The sequence below is a fragment of the Listeria sp. ILCC792 genome, from assembly GCF_900186135.1.
Lineage (GTDB): Bacteria > Bacillota > Bacilli > Lactobacillales > Listeriaceae > Listeria > Listeria goaensis.
The window spans coordinates 353773-373949 of record NZ_FYBO01000002.1 but is presented as its reverse complement, the minus strand read 5'-3'; the positions used below and the strand labels follow the sequence as shown (position 1 = coordinate 373949).

40 protein-coding genes are annotated in these 20177 nt (G+C 36.0%); 35 read left to right on the top strand and 5 right to left on the bottom strand.

The window, feature by feature from the left end:
* Nucleotides 1–32: 32 nt before the first annotated feature.
* Nucleotides 33–356 (bottom strand): helix-turn-helix domain-containing protein, encoded by a 324-nt coding sequence (locus CFS60_RS04535; protein WP_088815485.1) that lies wholly within the window; start codon nt 354–356, stop codon nt 33–35.
* A 189-nt stretch (nt 357–545) separates the two neighbouring features.
* Between CFS60_RS04535 and CFS60_RS04530 the strand changes: the two genes are divergently transcribed.
* Nucleotides 546–788, top strand: coding sequence for a helix-turn-helix transcriptional regulator (locus tag CFS60_RS04530; RefSeq protein ID WP_088815484.1), 243 nt, complete (start codon nt 546–548; stop codon nt 786–788).
* A 242-nt stretch (nt 789–1030) separates the two neighbouring features.
* Here CFS60_RS04530 and CFS60_RS04525 read toward each other — a convergent pair whose 3' ends face one another.
* From CFS60_RS04525 to CFS60_RS04515, 3 genes are read right to left on the bottom strand one after another with little or no spacing between them, the layout of a single operon-like run.
* Nucleotides 1031–1555 carry a hypothetical protein gene (locus CFS60_RS04525; RefSeq protein ID WP_088815483.1) on the bottom strand — a complete coding sequence of 175 codons (525 nt, stop codon included), beginning with the start codon at nt 1553–1555 and terminating at the stop codon, nt 1031–1033.
* Nucleotides 1552–1785, bottom strand: coding sequence for a helix-turn-helix transcriptional regulator (locus CFS60_RS14135; RefSeq protein ID WP_088815482.1), 234 nt, complete (start codon nt 1783–1785; stop codon nt 1552–1554). Before CFS60_RS14135 ends, CFS60_RS04525 begins: the two co-directional genes overlap by 4 nt.
* A complete protein-coding gene (locus tag CFS60_RS04515) occupies nt 1782–2015 on the bottom strand; it encodes a helix-turn-helix transcriptional regulator (protein ID WP_088815481.1) in 234 nt (77 codons plus the stop codon). The genes CFS60_RS14135 and CFS60_RS04515 overlap by 4 nt, the downstream gene beginning before the upstream one ends.
* Before the next feature lie 138 nt (nt 2016–2153).
* Here CFS60_RS04515 and CFS60_RS04510 point away from each other — a divergent pair, with 138 nt between their 5' ends.
* The 21 genes from CFS60_RS04510 (at nt 2154) to CFS60_RS14020 (ending at nt 10983) form a co-directional block, all read left to right on the top strand.
* Entirely contained in the window at nt 2154–2369 is a 216-nt protein-coding gene (locus CFS60_RS04510) for a helix-turn-helix domain-containing protein (RefSeq protein WP_244169925.1), read from the top strand.
* Between the two features lie 37 nt (nt 2370–2406).
* Nucleotides 2407–3180 (top strand): Rha family transcriptional regulator, encoded by a 774-nt coding sequence (locus CFS60_RS04505; protein WP_088815479.1) that lies wholly within the window; start codon nt 2407–2409, stop codon nt 3178–3180.
* A gap of 72 nt (nt 3181–3252) precedes the next feature.
* Nucleotides 3253–3783, top strand: coding sequence for a hypothetical protein (locus CFS60_RS04500; RefSeq protein WP_088815478.1), 531 nt, complete (start codon nt 3253–3255; stop codon nt 3781–3783).
* A gap of 14 nt (nt 3784–3797) precedes the next feature.
* On the top strand, nt 3798–4067 hold the full coding sequence (locus CFS60_RS04495; RefSeq protein WP_088815477.1) for a hypothetical protein: 270 nt from the start codon (nt 3798–3800) through the stop codon (nt 4065–4067).
* A gap of 181 nt (nt 4068–4248) precedes the next feature.
* Nucleotides 4249–4401, top strand: coding sequence for a hypothetical protein (locus CFS60_RS13815; protein WP_159458145.1), 153 nt, complete (start codon nt 4249–4251; stop codon nt 4399–4401).
* A gap of 102 nt (nt 4402–4503) precedes the next feature.
* Entirely contained in the window at nt 4504–4734 is a 231-nt protein-coding gene (locus tag CFS60_RS04485) for a hypothetical protein (RefSeq protein WP_088815475.1), read from the top strand.
* A 12-nt stretch (nt 4735–4746) separates the two neighbouring features.
* The gene (locus CFS60_RS04480) at nt 4747–5424 is read left to right on the top strand and encodes an ERF family protein (RefSeq protein WP_088815474.1); all 678 of its coding nucleotides are present in this window, start codon (nt 4747–4749) and stop codon (nt 5422–5424) included.
* The gene (locus CFS60_RS04475) at nt 5424–6071 is read left to right on the top strand and encodes a putative HNHc nuclease (protein ID WP_088815473.1); all 648 of its coding nucleotides are present in this window, start codon (nt 5424–5426) and stop codon (nt 6069–6071) included. Before CFS60_RS04480 ends, CFS60_RS04475 begins: the two co-directional genes overlap by 1 nt.
* Nucleotides 6072–6075: 4 nt before the next feature.
* Nucleotides 6076–6987, top strand: a complete 912-nt coding sequence (locus CFS60_RS04470; protein WP_088815472.1) for a DUF4373 domain-containing protein — start codon at nt 6076–6078, stop codon at nt 6985–6987.
* Nucleotides 6974–7195, top strand: a complete 222-nt coding sequence (locus tag CFS60_RS04465; RefSeq protein ID WP_088815471.1) for a hypothetical protein — start codon at nt 6974–6976, stop codon at nt 7193–7195. The genes CFS60_RS04470 and CFS60_RS04465 overlap by 14 nt, the downstream gene beginning before the upstream one ends.
* Before the next feature lie 180 nt (nt 7196–7375).
* A complete protein-coding gene (locus tag CFS60_RS04460) occupies nt 7376–7567 on the top strand; it encodes a hypothetical protein (protein ID WP_088815470.1) in 192 nt (63 codons plus the stop codon).
* Between the two features lie 15 nt (nt 7568–7582).
* Nucleotides 7583–7798: a hypothetical protein gene (locus CFS60_RS04455; RefSeq protein WP_088838891.1), complete on the top strand. Its 216-nt coding sequence runs from the start codon at nt 7583–7585 to the stop codon at nt 7796–7798.
* The gene (locus CFS60_RS04450; RefSeq protein ID WP_088838890.1) at nt 7795–8118 is read left to right on the top strand and encodes a DUF1140 family protein; all 324 of its coding nucleotides are present in this window, start codon (nt 7795–7797) and stop codon (nt 8116–8118) included. The genes CFS60_RS04455 and CFS60_RS04450 overlap by 4 nt, the downstream gene beginning before the upstream one ends.
* A gap of 63 nt (nt 8119–8181) precedes the next feature.
* Nucleotides 8182–8406: a hypothetical protein gene (locus tag CFS60_RS04445; protein WP_088838889.1), complete on the top strand. Its 225-nt coding sequence runs from the start codon at nt 8182–8184 to the stop codon at nt 8404–8406.
* Nucleotides 8407–8949 (top strand): sugar-phosphate nucleotidyltransferase, encoded by a 543-nt coding sequence (locus tag CFS60_RS04440; RefSeq protein ID WP_088838888.1) that lies wholly within the window; start codon nt 8407–8409, stop codon nt 8947–8949.
* Nucleotides 8950–8961: 12 nt separating this feature from the next.
* Entirely contained in the window at nt 8962–9114 is a 153-nt protein-coding gene (locus CFS60_RS13890) for a hypothetical protein (RefSeq protein ID WP_179946596.1), read from the top strand.
* Complete coding sequence (gene ssb / locus CFS60_RS04435; protein WP_088838887.1) at nt 9114–9566, top strand: single-stranded DNA-binding protein; 453 nt, start codon at nt 9114–9116, stop codon at nt 9564–9566. The genes CFS60_RS13890 and ssb overlap by 1 nt, the downstream gene beginning before the upstream one ends.
* Before the next feature lie 47 nt (nt 9567–9613).
* Complete coding sequence (locus CFS60_RS04430) at nt 9614–9817, top strand: hypothetical protein (protein ID WP_088838886.1); 204 nt, start codon at nt 9614–9616, stop codon at nt 9815–9817.
* A 53-nt stretch (nt 9818–9870) separates the two neighbouring features.
* Entirely contained in the window at nt 9871–10191 is a 321-nt protein-coding gene (locus CFS60_RS04425; RefSeq protein WP_088838885.1) for a hypothetical protein, read from the top strand.
* A gap of 67 nt (nt 10192–10258) precedes the next feature.
* Nucleotides 10259–10684: an ArpU family phage packaging/lysis transcriptional regulator gene (locus CFS60_RS04420; protein ID WP_088838884.1), complete on the top strand. Its 426-nt coding sequence runs from the start codon at nt 10259–10261 to the stop codon at nt 10682–10684.
* 173 nt (nt 10685–10857) lie between these two features.
* A complete protein-coding gene (locus CFS60_RS14020) occupies nt 10858–10983 on the top strand; it encodes a hypothetical protein (protein WP_255387545.1) in 126 nt (41 codons plus the stop codon).
* A 33-nt stretch (nt 10984–11016) separates the two neighbouring features.
* Here the strand turns inward: CFS60_RS14020 and CFS60_RS14130 are convergent, their stop codons facing one another.
* Nucleotides 11017–11157, bottom strand: coding sequence for a rubredoxin-like protein (locus CFS60_RS14130; RefSeq protein WP_088838883.1), 141 nt, complete (start codon nt 11155–11157; stop codon nt 11017–11019).
* Between the two features lie 275 nt (nt 11158–11432).
* Here CFS60_RS14130 and CFS60_RS04410 point away from each other — a divergent pair, with 275 nt between their 5' ends.
* The 13 genes from CFS60_RS04410 to CFS60_RS04350 all read left to right on the top strand — a co-directional run bounded on the left by CFS60_RS04410 (nt 11433) and on the right by CFS60_RS04350 (nt 20175).
* The gene (locus tag CFS60_RS04410; RefSeq protein ID WP_088838882.1) at nt 11433–12497 is read left to right on the top strand and encodes a hypothetical protein; all 1065 of its coding nucleotides are present in this window, start codon (nt 11433–11435) and stop codon (nt 12495–12497) included.
* Nucleotides 12498–12509: 12 nt separating this feature from the next.
* Nucleotides 12510–13097, top strand: coding sequence for a hypothetical protein (locus CFS60_RS04405; RefSeq protein ID WP_088838881.1), 588 nt, complete (start codon nt 12510–12512; stop codon nt 13095–13097).
* 55 nt (nt 13098–13152) lie between these two features.
* Complete coding sequence (locus tag CFS60_RS04400; protein ID WP_088838880.1) at nt 13153–13356, top strand: hypothetical protein; 204 nt, start codon at nt 13153–13155, stop codon at nt 13354–13356.
* 42 nt (nt 13357–13398) lie between these two features.
* Nucleotides 13399–13812: a phBC6A51 family helix-turn-helix protein gene (locus CFS60_RS04395; protein WP_088838879.1), complete on the top strand. Its 414-nt coding sequence runs from the start codon at nt 13399–13401 to the stop codon at nt 13810–13812.
* Nucleotides 13805–15073 (top strand): PBSX family phage terminase large subunit, encoded by a 1269-nt coding sequence (locus CFS60_RS04390; protein WP_088838878.1) that lies wholly within the window; start codon nt 13805–13807, stop codon nt 15071–15073. The genes CFS60_RS04395 and CFS60_RS04390 overlap by 8 nt, the downstream gene beginning before the upstream one ends.
* 95 nt (nt 15074–15168) lie before the next feature.
* On the top strand, nt 15169–16485 hold the full coding sequence (locus tag CFS60_RS04385; RefSeq protein WP_220387228.1) for a phage portal protein: 1317 nt from the start codon (nt 15169–15171) through the stop codon (nt 16483–16485).
* Nucleotides 16472–17368 carry a minor capsid protein gene (locus CFS60_RS04380; protein WP_088838876.1) on the top strand — a complete coding sequence of 299 codons (897 nt, stop codon included), beginning with the start codon at nt 16472–16474 and terminating at the stop codon, nt 17366–17368. Before CFS60_RS04385 ends, CFS60_RS04380 begins: the two co-directional genes overlap by 14 nt.
* 97 nt (nt 17369–17465) lie before the next feature.
* Nucleotides 17466–18083 carry a DUF4355 domain-containing protein gene (locus CFS60_RS04375; protein WP_088815452.1) on the top strand — a complete coding sequence of 206 codons (618 nt, stop codon included), beginning with the start codon at nt 17466–17468 and terminating at the stop codon, nt 18081–18083.
* Between the two features lie 27 nt (nt 18084–18110).
* Nucleotides 18111–19016, top strand: coding sequence for a hypothetical protein (locus CFS60_RS04370; protein WP_088815451.1), 906 nt, complete (start codon nt 18111–18113; stop codon nt 19014–19016).
* A gap of 32 nt (nt 19017–19048) precedes the next feature.
* The gene (locus tag CFS60_RS04365; protein ID WP_088815450.1) at nt 19049–19234 is read left to right on the top strand and encodes a hypothetical protein; all 186 of its coding nucleotides are present in this window, start codon (nt 19049–19051) and stop codon (nt 19232–19234) included.
* The gene (locus CFS60_RS04360; protein ID WP_088815449.1) at nt 19227–19547 is read left to right on the top strand and encodes a phage head-tail connector protein; all 321 of its coding nucleotides are present in this window, start codon (nt 19227–19229) and stop codon (nt 19545–19547) included. Before CFS60_RS04365 ends, CFS60_RS04360 begins: the two co-directional genes overlap by 8 nt.
* Before the next feature lie 3 nt (nt 19548–19550).
* Nucleotides 19551–19847 (top strand): hypothetical protein, encoded by a 297-nt coding sequence (locus tag CFS60_RS04355; RefSeq protein ID WP_088815448.1) that lies wholly within the window; start codon nt 19551–19553, stop codon nt 19845–19847.
* 1 nt (nt 19848) lies between these two features.
* The gene (locus tag CFS60_RS04350; RefSeq protein ID WP_088815447.1) at nt 19849–20175 is read left to right on the top strand and encodes an HK97-gp10 family putative phage morphogenesis protein; all 327 of its coding nucleotides are present in this window, start codon (nt 19849–19851) and stop codon (nt 20173–20175) included.
* Nucleotides 20176–20177 lie beyond the last annotated feature (2 nt).

Here is a 20177-nt window from a genome sequence, read left to right as displayed (position 1 = left end):
AACGCTAGTCTATACCACTGCAAGTTATTAAATTACAGGTTATCCCTCTTAATCAAATATTCCGCATATCTCTCTAACTCTTCAATCTGCTCAGGTGTCATGTCCTTAGGAGCGTGCGCAGCGATCAAATAGCCGTCTTTGTTCTTTATCTCGACTCGTTCTGTTTCTCTGCCATGTAAGTAATCTAATGAAACATCAAAAAAATCTGCAAGTTTTATTTGTACGTCAGAGTCAGGAACGCGTCTGTTTTGTTCATATGATGCATACGATGTTCTCGCAACTCCAATTTTTTTAGAAACATCATCTTGAGTAAGCTTTCTTTCTTTGCGAAGTTTAACAAGTCTATCTCCAAACAAAACCGCCACCTCCTCGACATATCAATATCGACATGTCAATATCAATATATCAATATTACTATACATTAAGCGTAGTTAGTATGAAAAATATTAAAATGCGTCAAAAAGAGTAATTGTTTCTTGACAGTAGTCAAAATGCGTAGTAATATTAAAGTACGCAATATGACACAAAAAGAAAGGAGTGTTCTCATGCGCACATGGTTAAGGGAGCTAAGAGAGGAAAAAGGTCTAACTCAAGAATCATTAGCTATTAAGGCGGATATTGAGAGAACCACTTATTCATCAATTGAACAAGGGAGAAGAAATCCATCAGTTAGAAATGCTATGCGAATTGCGTCAAGTCTTGATTTTGATTGGGTAATTTTTTTTGATGAAGAACTACGCGAAATGACGCGCGAGGGGAGTGATAAAACTCATAAACAGCCAACATAGCAATAAAACACCTAACACCAAAACAGCATACAAGCTAATCCAGTAGCACTACATTAAATATTGATACGGATAGAAAAGGAGCTATATGTATGGATTCATTCCAAATTGTAGTAATTAGCACACTTGCATATTTAATCCGAAAGGTATCGAAAATAGACTATCCAATCAATAAATCTGAAAAAAAGTCGGATAGATTTTATGAGTATTTTTACGAGTTGTTGCAATTGATAATTATTATTGTTCTATTGCAATTGGAGATTATGCTCTTTAGCTATTTGAGTAATCTCGTTTTTTAATTTGTCTAGCTCATCGGCATTCGATACTTGCAATAAGCCAGAGCGCATTTCTTCTTCTTTTTGTTCAGAAATGTATGGTGCAATTATTGTTATGTTGTTATCTATTGTTTTACCAGCAGGAATAACAATTATTGAATACAGTATTGTTATTACGAACAAAAGGCTGAAAATAATCATCCCAGTAAAAACAAATGCTATCTTACCTTTGTAAGCACCTAGTTCTTTTAAATGGTATCCAAATTGAAGAGAAGCAATCGCATTGAATCCCAAAACAAAGAGTAGGAATAAAAACCAAACTACATGTGGGATATTAAATGATTTAATCCCCTCGTAGTAAAAATAGGAAAAGACATTGATTCCTATTTTCCAGTTAGAAAAAATTATATTGGCGAAATATCCGAACACAGCAACACCCGCTAGACCTAAAAACTTTAAAAAGCTGACGTAAAATATGTTTTCATCTTTCTTCATCTCTCCACCTCATTATAAGGCGGGAAGTCGAAGAACTCGTGGACGGATATTTCTAGGGCTTGGCAAATCAAGCGTATTGTATCGGCTTTAGGAACACCAGTAGGACGCGCTTCAAGCGAACTAAGTGTAGATTGTCTTAGTCCTGATAGTGTAGCAAGTCTGTTCATTGTTAAATTTCTTTCTCGTAACAGAAAGTAGAGACGTTCAAAAATTAATTCGTGGTCATTCATCTCTCCACCTCGTTGTACGGCGGGAAGTCGAGGAACTCGGTGACGGAGATGCGAAGAATGGGACAAATGCTAGTGATGATATCGAATTTTACAGATTTACCTTTTTTGTTAGCTAAATCATTTAATGTAGCGCCTGGTAACCCAGCGAGGGTTGCAAGTCTATTTATAGTTAAATTTTGTTGGTTGGCTAATGTAATCATTCTATCTGCAATTAAATCTACGTTATTCAAAATAATATCCTCCTTACGAAATACCGTTATAACTAGTGTAATCTACTTACTTGAAAAAGTTTCCGAAAACTTGTTGACATGTTCCGAGTTTTCGGATAAACTATAAATAAAGTTACGAAAAATCGTAATGTTTAGGAGGTGAGAAACTTGAAAGTCGGTCAGCGAATTAAAAAAATACGGCTCCAAAAAAACTTTAGCTTACAAGTATTAGGTGAAAAATCAGGGATTCCAGCATCAACGCTTAGCGACCTTGAAAACAATAAGTACTCCCCAACATTAGAAAAAGCCGATAAACTCGCCAAAGCGCTAGGGGTAACCGTAAACGATCTACTAAGTGATAGACAAACAACATAGCTATAAAACACTTAGCGACAAACAGGAGGTGTAAGGAATGAATGAATTAGTTATTATGAAAAATCAAGAAGCGGTTACAAGTAGTTTAAATGTGGCAGAAGGTTTTGAGAAGGAACACAAACATGTATTAAGGGATTTGGATAACCTAAAAGGGGTGGTCCAAAATTGGACAGACCTATTTCGCGAAGATATTTACACCCATCCTCAAAATAAACAACAATACAGAATCGTTTACATGAACCGTGACGGATTCACTTTACTTGCAATGGGTTTTACTGGAAAGAAAGCTCTTCAATTTAAGCTTAAGTATATTGAAGCTTTCAACAAAATGGAGCAACACATTAAAAAGCAACTTGATACTTCAAATTTAAGCCCTGAATTACAAATGTTTAACCAAATGTTTCTAGCAGTTGCAAACGCTGAAAGAGAAGCAAAAGAAGCGAAATCAGAAATCAATGATATGAAGATGATTTTCAGCGTGAACGCTAACGAGTGGAGAGATAAAGTTAAGACTATTTTGCGTAAGATAGCTAATAACTTTGGAGGAACTGAACCTTACAGGTCAGTTATTAATATGAGTTATGAAAGGTTTGAAAGTCGTGCTCATTGCGATTTAAATAGACGACTAGAGAACAGAAAAATAAAAATGTCTGCGAAGGGCATGAGCAAGACGAGTATTCAGAAGCTGAACAAATTGGATTGTATAGCGGAAGAAAAACGACTGATTGAAATTTATTTAACAGTTGTAAAAGAAATGGCTATTCAATTTGGAATTAGAACAGATAATATAGACCATTTAAAAGTTATTTGAACAGTTTAAAGATACTAATAAACCAAGTAGCACTACAATTTAATTTACTACACATAAAAAAAGGAGAAAGACATGCAAAAAGAAATCATCGCCACATCAGCAAACGTGGCATCAGAAATGCAAGAACTTAAAGGGAAGTATCAGCAAAAGGAGTTAGCAGGTATAGCACATGTTAGTAGACCTGCGATAGGTCATTACTCAACAGGCGAAAGGAATATGCCACGGGAGATTATGCAAGGTATTACCGAGAGCTTAGATGAAAATATTTTAGCTCGTAAGTTATTGGCGAAATTCTCGCCGTATGTAGTACCGTTTGCGGACGAGGTAAGTGGTCACCCGCTATGTTTCAAAACTCTAGCTACTAAAGAACAGCTGGAGGAAGACGAGAGCGCTAACAGGATAGCGCACTTGCTAGCAAAAGATATGAATCATTTGAAGCAAGGCGAGAGAAGAGAAATCAGGGAGTACGTTAACGAGTTATTAGATGAAGTGATGATAAAAAATAGCCTATTACCGTCAATATGCGACAGCTATAACTTTAATTTACCTGAAATGATTAGGTACAGGCAAAAGCACTGGAAAGAACTAGGATATTTAAAATGAAATGAGGTGTTAGCATGGCAAGGAAAAAAGCTACGGAAGTAAATAATCTAGATTTAAGTAATTATGAAATCGTAGATTATTTTGACCCTGAAACTGGTTACAGACCGAACGTTGATTTGAAAGTGGTTAATGACATATTCGACCGCGCACCAATGAAAGACAAACCAAGCGAACCGTTAACATTCCCAAACGATCAAAATATAATGCTTGAAAATGGAAGAATGAAGACGGTAATACCGATTGAAGAAATTAAGTCAAGCAAGAGAGAGGTTGAGACACAATGATTTTATTTTTACTTTTTGTTATTTCTATAGTAATCGTGTGCCAATTAACCGTGTTTTCTTACCAAAAAGCCATCGAAAAAGAGAAGGGCATAGAACGAGAGCGAAAACCATTTATTAACTATATTTTTACTAATGAGTATTTACAAGCGAGACACGAAAAGAAAATGAAGAAGGTGACAAAATGTTAAAAAAACTAGAACATTTCTTCTTTTATGAAGATGAAGAAACGGAATGGAGTGTTTCAGATATATGTATATCAATCGTGTTTGGGTGTGCTGTAGTGTTTGCGCTCATTCTATCATTGACAGTTTTAATTTTGAATTTTGCACAATAAAAAACACCACTCGGCAAAGTGGCGTTCAGGGAAAAATGCTTACAAACATACACAAATGTATTGTAGCATCAACTCCCAAAAAAGTAAATGGAGGGATAGTAGATGATAAATACTTCTGATTTAGAAGACGGAACGATGGAATCATTCGAAATAACGAATCTTAAGGAAACGGTTTTTGATCACACGAAAGAGCTAAGAGAATTCTACGAAGCATTAAAGAAACACGCTAAATCTTTAGGCGGCTCACAAGTGTACGAAGATTTACTTGAAGCGTATGAGGAAGTAGGCGAGCACGTCGCTGAGTTAAAAAAAGAAATACCAAGATATTGGTAGGAGGTATTTAAGATGGAAAAAAGTGAAGAAATTACAGAGATTGCTAAAAGTCTTTGCGAATTCAGGGAGAATTTAAAGCAACCGTTAAAGGATGCCAGCAACCCATTTTTCGAAAGTAAATATGTACCTCTTGAAAATATCGTAGAAGTCATAGACGATGCTTTAAAAGGTACAGGTCTGTCTTATACGCAACAAATTTCTAGTGATGAGCAAAGTGTTGCAGTATCCACACAATTGTGGCATGAAGAAGGCGAGTTCGTCTTTTATGACCCAATAAAATTGCCGGCAACAAAACGAGACGCTCAAGGATTTGGTTCTGCGGCAACATACGCTAGGCGCTATGCTCTATCTGCTGTTTTCGGAATCACGAGCGACCAAGATGATGATGGAAATACAGCTGTTGAAACGATGCCTAAAAAGATAGAAGCAAATGAAGTTCCAATTATAAATGGTTTAGTTAATAGTTTATCTGCGGAAATGAATTTAGATTTTAACACAACGTGGGAAACGCTTAAGAGAAAAACAAAAATACAAGTGGATTTAATTGAGAATCTAAATACAGAGCAATCTGGTCTAATAAAAAAATGTATAAACGATGTCCGTTCAGAGAACAAAAAGAAGCTGAAACAAACAAAAAAACCATCTGAACAATTACCAGAAGGAACAGAAAGACAAGGGAGTATGTTGTAATGGAATACGCCAAAGTGCTAAAAGCAAAAGATAATCGAATATTGCTCGAGCTAATAGACGATGAAATCAACGAGAATTATTTACAGCTTTTAGCTCGCGGCGGTGATAACTATGTCAAACTTCGTTTATTGGACAACCGAGGCATCACAGTCAAGCAAAGAAAGCTCTCATACGCTCTCATACGCGATATTGCGTTGTTCACTGGTGATGAACCAGAATGCGTAAAAGAATTCTTAAGATTTGATTATGAGGCTAAAACTGGCGAAATGTTTAGCCATGCTTCCGCTACGTGCAACGAAGCCACGGAATGGATCGCGTTCTTAATAAAATTCGTGCTTAAACACCGTATACTGCTGAAACAGCACTATGAGTACTTGCTCGAAAATAACGCATGGTTCTACTATTGCTTGATGTACGGACAGTGTTGCATTTGTCGCGATAAAAGCGACATAGCGCATGTTGAAGCAGTTGGAATGGGACGCAATCGAAATAAAATTAATCACGAGGAACATCGTTTTATGGCGCTATGCCGCAAACACCACACAGAACAGCACCAAATAGGACTAGAAACTTTCATGAAGTTGTATAAGGTTATTCCAGTGAAACTAGATAAAAAAGATTTAGAAAAACTAAATTTAAGGAAGTGATAGCGTGGCAAGGCCTAAAAAAGAAGGGCTGGATTACTTTCCTTTAGATGTTCATATTTTTGAAGACGAGAAAATAGAAGCAATTGCTGGGGAATTTGGTATTAAAGGTGAGCTAGCTGTCATCAAACTGTTATGTGCGGTATATGAAAAAGGATACTTCGCTGTATGGGATGAGCTGATGAAAGCAAAACTTTTAAAAAGATTGCCAGGTACCAGCAAAGAATTATTAGATCAGATTGTAAACCGCTTAGTTGTATGGGGGTTTTTTGACGAATCCCTGTTCAACTCGGCTAAGGTATTAACGAGTTCTAAAATTCAAGCGACATTTTCGGAAGCGACAAAAAGGCGAAAAACACGAAAACCGACACTTCACTGGATTAATGTAGACAATAACAACGAATTAAGGGAAGTTAATGTAAACATTAATCCCCAAAGTAAAGTAAAGGAAAGTAAAGTAAATAAAAGTAAAGTAAATAAAAGCGATAAGACTAATTTACAATCCGATTTTTCAAAGCTTTGGCAATTATACCCTCGCAAAGAACGCAAAGAAGACGCTTTTAAAGCATATCAAAAAGCTATAAAAGAGGGTGTGAGCAATAAAGAAATTCAGAACGGCATCATGGCATATAAACAACATTTACAAGCTAAGAATACAGAGCATCAATTTATCGCGCAAGGCGGAACATGGTTTTATCAACGCCGTTGGAATGATGAATATGATATGACGACAGAAACTAAAAATAATAATACATTTAGAAAAAACACGAAGCAAGAAGTACTCCCAGATTGGTTCAACAAAGAAGAGCAAGCAACTTCTCCGCAAAGCGAACGATCAAACGAAGAAAAAGCCGTTATTGCAGCTGAAGTTGAAAAAATCAAGAAAGAGTTAGGAGTGAAGAGAAATGCGGAATCTTGACAAAACTTACACCGTCAAGCTACGAGTGAAGTTTTTAAAACAAAAATTTAAATATTTTGAGTGCGATGTGGACGCTCAAAATTACAGGTCCGCTTTTGTAAAAGCGGAAAAAAAGGCGCGAAAACTTGGAGCAGTTCGCACAATGCGAATCGAAGCTAACTTAAAAGGCTATTTCTTCGAGCCGGACGGGACGGTAAGAAATCGATGAAAAAAGCTGAAATCATAAAAAAAGTACCTAACGCGCCGTTCGTAGTTGGCGAAAAATACGAAATTTATAAAGAGCGCGATAAAACGCAATGTGTTTTGGTTTATTTTAATGAAACTATGGTGTATCAAGTACCGCGAGAAACACTAATAATCTCAAATATATAAAAGGAGATGCTAGTAAATGCAAAAAGACGTGTTAACCAAACAAGATAAAACTCTTTTAGAACGTTTAGAAAAAAGAAATTACGATACACAACGTCAAGTTGCTAGTTTAGTGCATACAAATTATTTGACGCTCAAAGAAACAGATTCTATGTCAGATGCTTCTGTTGAAGAGGCATTCAACCAAATGCGTTCAGAATTACTAAGCTAAAGAGGAGTGAGTGAAATGGTATTTACTATCGCATTGCACCGTACGAACTTAACTGAATTAGAGAAAGCAATAGAAGACAATAAAAAACGTGGATTTGTGCAAAAAGGACCAATTAGACTATTGAACGAAGGCGGAAGAACATACGTGAAAGATCGCGCGTTTTTTAAAGAAACAGGTTATTTTGCAAATGAAAAATTTGCTGTGCAGATGATAAAGGAAGTGGATAAATGAATTTTACAGAGTATTATTCCGCTGTGATTTTAAGAGAAATATTAAAACGAATAAATTCAAGTATGAAAAAGAAAGAAAAAAGAACTAAAAAGTTGATGAAAATGCCGCTCGATTCTAAAACGCGGCGTTCACAAAAATACTGGTTTGCACAACGTGATTTGGAATTTGAGATAAAAGAAATTGAAGAGTATTTTCATCAACTCTATGAACTTGATAAACAAACAAAATGGAGCAAGCATTTAACTTTTGACCAATACAATTTTACAGAAAAATATCACGAGATTATTAATGAATATTTTGACAAAAAGAAAATGAAATAAAGCGTTTTTTGATAACGAGATAGAAAATTTATACTATCAAATGCGAATGGAGAGGGAAAGTTAATGAAAAAATTTATAGCTATCACAGAAACGGATATGGGTGATAACTTTCACGAAATTGATTATTTAAATGAGTCGTGGCTTTTGATTAATGCAGAAAATGAAGCGGAAGCGATTGAAATAGCACTTGAGAATAAGCAAGTGTTGCGCGTGAAAGCAATTGATGAGGTTAATGTCAGTGATGAAAAAGGCGTTACACATCATTTTATTCTGAATGAGGGTGAGTGAATGAAAACTAATCTGTTTTATGAATCTGAAAGAGAGGCGAACAAAGATCACGTAGCTACACCGCGTTATGTGGTCGAGAATATTTATAGTTTGATTGATATTCAGAGCTTCAAGAGTCTCTGGTTTCCGTTCAATCACTACGACAGTGAATTCAAACTTATGGCAGATGAACTGCAACTTAAATATAGAGCAACTCATATTTTTGACAACTTAGGCAATGACTTTTTTACGACTGAACCTCCTAAAAACTGTGATTTGATGATTAGCAACCCGCCATTTTCACAGCAGAATGAAATCATCGAGAGAAGCTTCAAATTAATTGATTGTGGAAAAATTCAGTCGTTTGCTTTATTACTTCCGCTAGCAGCGCTAGAAACAGAAAAACGGGCAGATATGTTTGAGAAGTATCAAGATAAATTAGCCATCTTGATATTTAAAAAACGGATTAAATTTTTAGGGCATACAAATAGTTTTAATCGGGCGTGTTGTTGGGTGTGCTACAACATTCCAGTATTACGAGAGAAGCCAATACAATGGGTTTGAGGAGGAATCGGAATGAAACACGGTAAAAAGCCCACGGTGGCACAGAGTCGATTATTAGAACAAAATGGTCTAAATGTTAGCGAATGGCTTATCGTTAAGAATTTGAAAGATAAGATGTTTGTTAAACACCGAAAATCTGGAGAAGTAAAAGAGGTTGATAAATAATGATGAACCGTGTCATTTTAGTAGGACGTTTAACTAAAGATCCTGAACTTCGCTACACTCCTTCTGGCGTTGCAGTCGCGACATTTACACTTGCAGTAAACCGCACATTTACAAACCAACATGGGGAACGTGATGCAGATTTTATAAATATTGTTGTTTGGAGAAAACCCGCTGAAAACGTAGCAAATTTTCTAAAGAAAGGAAGTCTTGCTGGTGTTGATGGTCGCGTGCAAACACGTAGTTATGAAGGGCAGGACGGCAAGCGTGTATATGTAACCGAAGTTGTTGCTGAAAGCGTACAGTTCTTAGAGCCAAAGAACGCACAAGGACACTTCCCTAGCGATTTTAAACAAAATCAAGGCAATTCAACTCAACAAGCAAACCCTCAAAAACAAGCTTATTCAAGTGATTCTAAGCCCGTAGAAATTAATGAAGATGATCTACCATTTTAATGTCAACGCCACTTTTAATAAGCGACCTAATTAAAAGGAGTGGTAATATGGATAAATTTTCAGATGTTGAATTAGAGATGATGGTAGAAGAGCTAAAAAAAGTAGTGCCATTTCAGTTAGATTTAGTTGAGGAGTATTCTAAAGTTGTTGAAAAGTACTATAAAATATTCAAAGAATATCCAGAAATTAAAAAAGAAGACATACCGCAACTGTCAGTATTAGCGGCGTTTAAACAAATGGGGATTGAATAAAAAAAGCCGAGGCAGCACCCCAGTTAAGGAACTGGAAATAGGAGGAATATAAGATGGTTGAAGAGAAAATTTATAATGGATATGCATTTAGTGAAAACGAGGGTGAAAAGATACAAGTAAACAGAAAAATTTATAATCAAATGTTGGAAAAATATAAGGTTTATAGAAATGATCTTCGTTTAAATCCAGATGTCGATTTGAATGAATTTGATGTTGTGATTGGTAGAGAGCCTGGTTACCATCGCGCCAAATATAACATTATAAAAAATGCTCCAAGCCTCAATGATTTAGAATTGTTGCTACTATGCGATTCGGGAAATCTATGTTTTGGAGGCTCTAGAAGTGGTGGTTATCTAGTAGTTTCTGAGGATTAAAAAAGCCAGAGCATGCGCCCCAGCTAATAGGAATTGAACAAGTCTATTATAGCATAGGGGTGTTGAAATGTTGAGTTTATTGCCAGAAATAAACGTTCATAAAACGGTTTTAAATGCTAAGCAGGTGCTTTCATGCTATCGAGCTTTGCAACGTATTGCTGGTACCGAGTTTACTCAAAGCTTGACAGCTAGATATTCATCAGAACCAAAAGGACCAATAAACAATAGCTCGCAGATTGAGGATATAGTTATCAATCGCATTAACGGAAATAAAGCAATTGAGGAAGTAGCGAAAATAGATTTTGCTGTAAATCGACTAAATCAATTAAGCCAAGAAATCATAAAATATTCTTTTTTAACACAAAACGAATACACCGAGTTAGAGGTTCAAGAGATTGTTAGAAAATATGGTGGGAACTTTCGCGAGTTAAAAAAGAAGTCATTATTAATGTTTGCAGAAGCTTATGCTCATGGGGAGTTACTGGAATTTTAAAAACGGGCAGAAATCAGGCAGAAATCGGGCGTTTTTCGGGCAGATTTCAGACATCTTCATGAGTTATAATGCTAGTATGAAGAAATTGAGCATTAGTAGCTTATCCACATCATAACCTATCCTCGTGAAGCGTTAGTGTGGATTATGCTACATCATGTTAGGAGGGATGAAAAATGCTGAAACATCACATCACAAAGTACAGTGACGAAGCGGGGAATCGCTACGCGGTATCATGGTTACAAGTGAATTTATTTGGAACATGTCACTGCTTAAGTCAAAAACGAATGGCTTTAAAATAAAAGGGGCAGACAATCGCCTGCTCCTTTCGTCAATCATTTAGTATACGTGGTTTTGTTGCAATGTGGGCAAGGTGGTAGAGTATCTGTTGTATCGTCTAATACCACTTTATGTCCGCATGCGGCACAAGTATAAGTACCCTTACCAGGCTTTTCGCCAGTTGTGTGTTGTGACATATCATTTCACCTCCTGACTGTTAGAATGGGTTAATTATAACACTTATCTAAATATTATGCGCTTGTGTACAAAAATGGACGATAGCAAGTACAAATCCTCTTAATTTATAATGTGGTATTTGTTTACTTCGATTACAGCCCATCCTATCCGCACTGGATGTAAAACACGCTCGCGGAAACTACCTTTTTTCCTCCTGTTTAATCGATTAACAATTGAACAGGAGGTTTTTGTGTTGTATACTAAAAATAAAAACACAAAAAGGTAGGGAATGACGATGGAAACAAAGATAAGACATAAAACTCAAAAGGTTGAGTTAGTTGGCTTTAGACTTTCAACTCCTAAATTTTATAAAATAGAGGGTGAGGAAAGTGTTGATATTAGACGATATGATCACGAAGTAATCAGTAAATATTTTGAAATTCTTTTGAATTATGGAGAGGTTGAGATAAAACAAAAGATAGACAATAGGAGTATCACGTTATTGGAATATAGTGAAAACGATATCAGTTCTTATGGTTTCGGTAAATTATTGGTCTTTAAATCTGGTAAGACTCAGCAAATAATAAATGAGGATGATTTGAGTGGTGGTAGCAAAAAAAAGATGAATCAGGGTTTGAAAAATGAAATTTATTTTATAATTAATAAGACAACAGGTGTTATATTAATTGAAAGAGACTATGACAAAATATTTAATTCGAAACTATTGAATTCTTTACTCTATCATAACAAAAAATTGATGTATGATTATATAGATCAATTTAATGAAGTGAACTATAATAAAGAAACAAAAGATTCAATTGAAATGCATAAAACTAAAATAGTTTATATCAATCCCTTACCGAGTCAAGATTTATTTGACGAATTAGATGAGTTTGCTAGAATAAAAAGATTTAAAATTATAAAACGTGTAGAACCGCGCAAAAAAAATCGTGGCATAGAGAGCTGTGAAATAGAAATTGAAGATTTATTGAATATAGCAGCTGGTGGTACTAGCTTAGGTCAAAATGTTGTTTCTGTTGAATATCATATGGATGAGAGAGGAAGAGGCTTAGAAATTGAAAACATAAAGGAAATGGTTAAAACGATTTATCAATCTCATGAGATAAAAGATTTTGTGATAACTGGTAGCAGTATCGGTAGGGGAACAAAAATATTAACAAAGGATAATATTACTAAAAAATTTGAATTCGATATGGATGTAGATATTGAAGGCGAATATGTTAATATTGGAATGTTCTTTAACAATTTAGTGGATTTAATACAAGAATACATAGAAGAGTACTATGAAACAGATATATTTGAACAGGATAAGGTTAGTGAACTCGTAGTCAATCCTTAGGAGGGGTACTCATTGAATAATAGGTTAGATAGAGATTTCGGAGAAGAAATAATAGAGAAGAAAAGGAAGAGACAAAAATTTAAGTTGTTGAAAAATTATTATAGGGCGTCAAGTGGCAAAGAAAAGGTGATAGATTTATTGTTGCCATTTATACTCATTTTAATTTTAATTAGCATAACAAGCGTAAAAACTGAATGGAGTAACATTGGATTTGCTAAATCAATATTAAGTTCTACTGACATAATTGTGAATGTAATGGCTATATTAGCAGGATTTAATACAGCTAGTTTATCTATTATAGGTACAGCAAATATGAAAATGGTGAGCGAAGACACTACAAATAAAATAATTGATTATTTTTCATTTGCAATCTTGTTCCAACTAGTAATTCTTATTATAGGGATAGTACTTAAGTTTAGCTCAGGATATCTTTTGAATATAGGAAACTCAATTACCTTGAATTTAAATGTTATTTTTCTTGAATATGTTTTAATTATCGTTGGTTCTATATGGTATGCCGCGGTAATTAGTAGTATATTAATTTCAATTAGAAGCCTACCCATAATCTCTAATATTATAAAATTAATGGTCAAAAAATAATATTTTTATATAAGTCCTCACCCGAGGGCTTTTTATTATGCAAGGAGTGATTCAAATGAACTTCGAACATATGATGCGAGCAGATTTCGAAAGCGGAATAGTTGTATATCCAAAAATGGAATTAGTCAAATGCGGTACGTGCTACGGCAAAGGAAAGATATTTAAAGCTAATACTTTGTCGTTGCTAGAACTGGTGAAAAGCGATCGCATCACATGCAAAAAATGCAACGGATACGGATATGTGGAAGTGCCTGTTTAGCGCAAAGTGAACCTATTTATAAGGGAGTGTGGTGATATGTAAGTGGAGAAAGTCAATAAAAATCAATTACTACCGCTTTTTGACAAGCTTAACAACAAGCAAAAAAAGTGCATTCTACTAATGGCTGAAGGAGATTTTACACAGGCAGAGATAGCGTCGCAAATTGATGTAAGCCCCGAAACGATAAGCAGATGGAAAAAACAAAAAAATTTCATTTCTGCGTTAGATGAATACACTAGATATTATTTACATTCATTTGCGCTCGATGCAACACGGACGTTAAAAAAATTATTGAAAGCTCGCTCGGAAATGGTAAGGCTGCAAGCAGCAAAAGACATACTCGATAGAGCTGGCTATACCCCAGATGCAAATACAAGTGGAAACTCAGAAGTTCTAGACGATGGTTTCATTGATGCTATTGATAACGCGATTGAAGAGGTGTGGGAAAATGAATAAAACTATATTCAAATTTACTCCTTTTTCTCGTAAACAATTACAAGTGCTGACTTGGTGGCGTTATGAAGGTGCAAGAGATTATGAATCGATTATTTGTGATGGTTCAGTGCGTTCAGGCAAAACGTTAATTATGTCCCTCTCATTCGTTTTGTGGGCGATGCATAACTTCGAAACACAACAATTTGGAATGGCTGGCAAGACAATAGGGAGTTTTAGAAGAAATGTTGTGAGACCTCTTAAAGTGATGCTGGCAGGAAGAGGCTATAACGTTAAAGACCGCAGAACTGACAACCTTTTAGAAATAACTAAAAATGGTGTAACGAACTATTTCTTTGTTTTTGGTGGAAAAGATGAGGCTTCCCAAGACCTCGTGCAAGGTCTGACTTGCGCGGGTTTTTTCTTTGATGAAGTTGCACTTATGCCACAATCTTTTGTAAACCAAGCAACCGCTCGTTGCTCGGTAGACGGTTCTAAATTATGGTTCAATATGAATCCTGATGGACCTTATCACTGGTATAAGCTTGAATGGATAGACAAGCTAAAAGAAAAGAATGCCCTCCATATCCATTTTACGATGGACGATAACCCTTCACTAAGCGACAGTGTCAAAGATAGATATAAACGCATGTATTCAGGCGTATTCTATCAGCGTTACATTCTAGGCTTGTGGGTGCTTTCTGAGGGCATTATTTATGATAACTTTGATAAAGATGCTATGACGCTTCAAATACCCGAAAATAAGACGTTCTCGCGTTATTATGTTTCATGCGACTATGGAACAATGAACCCCACTGTATTTCTGTTGTGGGGTCTTTCTGATGGTGTCTGGTACTGTATCAAAGAGTATTATTATTCTGGTCGTGACAGTAGTAAACAACAAGATGATCAAGAGTATTTAAATGATTTAAAGAAGTTCGTAGGTGATTTAAAACCTAAAATCATTGTGGACCCTTCCGCCGCTTCATTTATAGCAGCACTAAAAAAAGCTGGCTTTACTGTTATCAAAGGTGTAAATGATGTGCTGAATGGTATTCGGGAAACGCAAACAGCAATGAACACAGGGAAAATAAAGTTTGATTCTGGTTGTAAGCATTTGTTTAAAGAGTTCGCAAGTTATATTTGGGACAGCAAAGCAGAACAACGTGGCGAAGATAAGCCGATAAAAGAACATGACCATGCGATGGACGCACTTCGGTATTTCGTTTACACAATTTTAGTACGCAAAGCGAATGCAACAATTGTTAAAAATACGTTATTTTAAAGGGGGTTTTCATTATCGCAAATACAGGAATAAAGGTTGATGGGAAAGGTTCAATTCTTCAAGGAGATATATTTATTTTTCCTTCAGATGAAGAATTGACAAGCGAAGATTTAGAGGGGTTTGTTAAGGCACATCAAAGTTTAGTGCCATCTTATCAAAGTAAGTTAAATTTGTATCTTGGTAACCATGAAATATTAACTCAACAAGAAAAAGGCGGAAATCGTCCAGACAATCGAATAGTGGGGAATCTAGCACATTACAATATTGAAACATTTAACGGATTTTTTATGGGTATCCCTCCTAAAATTACACTAGATGAACAAGCGAATAATGAAGCTTTGCAATTATGGAATAGCATTAATTCTGTACAAGATAAATTAACTGAAATAAGTAAGCAATCGAGTATTTTCGGACGTTCGATTGCTTTTTTGTATCAGAATGAAGAATCTGAAACTTGCATAGCGTATAACTCACCTCTCGAGTCTTTTATGATTTATTCGGATTCTATTTCACGTGGTCCGCTTTATTTCATTCGCTACTTTTATAACGAAGATAACGAACTTGAAGGGCAATGTTATAGTGCGACAGAAATTAACTCATTTAACAGCGATTACACGCTTTCAAGCGAGGGTGTGAATGTTTATGGTGAGGTGCCCGCTGTTGAATTTTTCGATAATGAAGAAAGACAGGGGCTTAATGACAATGTTGCAACAATTATCAATGCTCACAACAAAGCGTTAAGTCAGAAAGCAAATCAAGTTGAGTACTTTGATAATGCTTATTTAAAAGTATTAGGTCTTGCGCTTGAAGAGAACGAGGACGGGACGCCGAAAGCGAATATTGATGGAAACCAGATGATATATTCAAGCGACCCAGATGCAAAAGATGCAGTGGTTGAATTCATCGAAAAACCAGATGGAGACACAATGCAAGAAAATTTATTAGATCGGTTGATGAATTTAAACTATCAAATCAGCATGATAGCAAATATTAACGATGAATCATTTGCGGGTAACAGTTCAGGTGTTTCTCTTGAATATAAACTATTGCCAATGCGAAATTTAGCAGCAGTAAAGGAACGTAAATTTACACAGTGTTTGCGGAAGTTATATAAAATTGTTTTTTCAGTTGGCGTAGTAACAAATTCACCTGATGCGTGGCAACAACTCAATTTTAAATTCTATCGTAATCTTCCAGTTAATGCTGCAGATGAAGCAGGCACAGCGCAAGCGCTAAACGGTATTGTTTCAAAAGAGACACAACTTTCTGTATTGTCATATGTCGATGACCCAAAAGCGGAAATTGAGCGAATGCGAAAAGAACAAAATGATGAGGTTGACAACGCTGTTAAAAATTCTCCTTCATCATACGATTTCGAGAAAACAAGCGGTGATATAGATGCCGAAGAATGAAGAATATTGGATTAAACGAGAAAAAAAGTGGATTGAACAAAATATTAAAAATGACCGTGCGTATGCTCGCCAACTTGAAAAGCGATGTCAAGAGCTAATCAAACAGCTTGAACTTGAAATCAACCAAAATTATATAAAATATGCTGACGCTACAGGTCTATCCATGCAAAAGGTTTTAAAAAAAGTTTCTAAAGCTGATATAGCATCTTTTGAAAGAATTGCAAAGCGAATGGTTAAAGATAAAGACTTTAGTAAATACGCAAATGCGCGCCTTAAATTGTACAACGCAACAATGCGAATCAATCGACTAGAGTATTTAAAAGCGAAAATAGGCATTGAATTAATCGAGTTCCACTTAAAAGAAGAAGCGGTTCTTAAACAATGGCTATCACAAAGTTACGTTGATGAGATGGAGCGCCAAGCTGGCATATTAGGACTTAACAAAAGTACTAGTATGCTTTCTAAATTAAATGCAGTTTTAAATGCAAGTTTTAACGGTGCGACATGGTCGGACCGTCTTTGGGTTAGCCAAGATGAATTAAAAGCACGTTTAGATGCTATTATAAGCCGCGCGATGGTTCAAGGAACAAATCCCAAAACATTAGCCAGAGAATTAATGAAAAATGTGCGTGAGGAAGTTTCAAATAAACGATATACGATTGAACGACTTCTTCGCACTGAAACGGCACGAGTGCAAACTGATGCACAAATAGGTAGCTTTAAGCGAAATGGATACACAAAAGTCATGTTTATTGCTGAGCCGACAGCATGCGAAAATTGCGCAGATATCGCAAGTGCTAACAACGGGATATACTCTCTTGAAAAGGCACCTAAGCCACCAATCCACCCATGTTGTAGATGTAGTTTAGCGGCTTATGCGTGATTGCACGCCTTTTTCCGTGCTGTTGCAGGCGTAAAAGAACAACCTGAGTAAATTAATAGCCTCCCAAGGCTTTAAATGCGTGAAAGGAGCGTTTTAAATGGCAGAAGAAATAAAAGAAGCTTTAGAAGATAATGAACAACAAGCGGCGGAAGAAAGTAACTCGGTTGATTCAAAAGTGCCGGCTGATGAACAACCGAAGCTTGAAGCTGATAAAGTTGTCGAAAAACTTCAGAAGCGAATTGGCAAAGAACAAGCTGATAAAAATGAATTTGCTGAGCAACTCAAACAAGCGCAGTCGCGTATTTCTGAACTCGAAAAACAAAAAGATGTCAAAGAACTATCTGTTGAAGATAAAGAAATGGCGGAACGTGCCGAGCAAGAAAAAGAAATCGAGCGGTTAAAAGCACAATTAGCAAGAGCGGAAACCGTGAAGCAAACTGATGCTGTATTTAAAGAAGCAGGCTTGTCCGTGACAGACGATGTTTTAAGCATGGTCGTTTCAAACGAGTCAGATATGACATATAAAAACGCTAAGGCTTTGATTGATTTTGCGAATCAAGTTCAAGAATCAGCAGTTCAAACTTTACTAAAAGGAAAAACACCAAGAAGTTCGGGGAAAACAACAAAAACGATGTCTAAAAAAGAAATCATGAATATTCCAGATGACTTCGAGAGAAAGAAAGCTATTGCTGAGAATATTAATTTATTCAAATAAATTTTTTAAAACGAAGGAGAATGTAAAATGGCAGAAGAAAATTTAATTAAAGTTCCTGATATGGGAGAGGTAGAAGCAATTGATTTTGTAAATAAATTTGGTACGAGCTTAGATAAGTTGAAAGCGGCGCTAGGTATTACACGTCCGCAGCCGTTAAAGCAGGGAAATAAAATCCAAATGTGGAAATTCACGGTTACTTTACCGACCGATGCAAATGCCGCACAAGGTATTGTAGCAGAAGGTGCAGATATTCCACTTACACATGTTGGACGTGTGAAGGACCGTGAAATTGAGGTAGGATTCAAAAAATATCGTAAATCTGTTTCCATCGAAGAAGTTCAACGTGTAGGTTATGACTTAGCGGCGAACCAAACGGATAGAAAAGTGTTGAACAAAATCCAAAAAGATGTGCGCACGGATTTCTTTAGTTTTTTAGCAACAGCTCCAACAGATTTAGGCACAGTTTCAGGCTTACAAGAAGCGTTTGGAAAGGCGTGGGGCAAACTTGGTGATTTATTCGATGATGAAGAAATTGGTGTAATTGTTTTCATTAACCCGCTCGATGCTGGAGATTATTTAGGTGATGCCGTGATTACTAATGGGGAAGCTGTTGGTTTTGGTCTAACTCTTCTAAAAGGTTTTACGAACGTTACGGTTATGATCAACAATTCAGTACCACAAGGCGCTGTATATGCAACTGTACAAGATAATATTAATCTTGCCTATATCGATGTAAACGGAGAAGCAAGTAAAATTTTCCACAATAAACAAGTTGTATCTGATGAGCTTGGACTGATTGGGCTTGTAAAAGATGATAATACAACAAATTTAACAGACCAATCCTCAATTTTTACAGGAATTACACTATTCCCAGAAGTGGTAGACGGCGTTGTTAAGGTAGCAATCGGAACTACTGAAACACCAGTAGCATAATAAACGAGATTCGAGATTAAGGAGGCGTGAACATGTATAAAGTAATTCAAGCTTTTTCTGATAAAAATGATAGTAAGTATATTTATGAAATTGGTGCAGAATACCCTCGTAAAGGTGCAAAGAAACCGACCAAAACTCGTTTGAATGAGCTTTTAGGCGATAAGAACGCCCTGAAATCGCCAATTATAGAAGAGCAAGCGGAAATTGATAATGAATGATATTGAAGTTTTAATTTCTGGAACATTTGAAGAGAAAATAGAAGTGATAAAACGAATGACGGAAGAGCGACTTCTTCAAAAAATTGAGGAGAGCACAGTTCCAGACCAGCTGAATTACATTGTAACGGAAGTTGCTATAAAACGGTTTAATCGCATTAAAAACGAGGGAATGACTGCATATTCTCAAGAAGGCGAATCAATAACGTTCAGCACAAGCGATTTTGATGAGTTTTCAGATGATATAAACCGCTATATTGACAAAAAAAACAAGTCAAAAAAAGCGGTTAAGTTTATTAATCCGTTCGGAGGGTGAAATATGCGTTTTGACACTGCTGTTGAATTTTGGGAAGAGGATAAGAAATATAATCCTGCAACACACGAATACGGTGCTGATAGACTTATTGAAAAGGTTTTTTGCAACGTTACAGATGTCGGAACAAATCGAACAAAAGAGCTTTTTGGAAGCTACAATCAAAATGTGAAAGTGGTTAGAATAGCAGGACAAAGAGCCCCTATTTTTGATTACTTGATGATTGATAAGAAAAAATATGAATTAAAAACTTCCCGTTTCCCTTTGAAAACAAGTGTTTTACTCGTTGGCGAGGTGAAATAAATTGAAATTAAACGGTATTCAAGGACTAGAAGCGGCGTTAAGAAAAGGTGTATCACATGAAGCTGTTAAGCGAGTTGTGAAACAAAAAGGTGCAGTGATGCAACAACGGGCAAAAAAATATGCACCGGTGGATACAAGTTTTTTGAAGAACCATATTTTTCTTGAGCTCGAGGAAAACGGCGAATCTGCTGTTGTTTCAAGTGATGCGGAATATGCTCCTTATCAAGAAAATGGTACGAGGTTTCAAGCTGGAACACCGCATGTTGGACCAGCTTTCAATGATACCAAAGGTGAGTTTGTAAAGGAATTAAAGGATTTAATGAGGTGAAC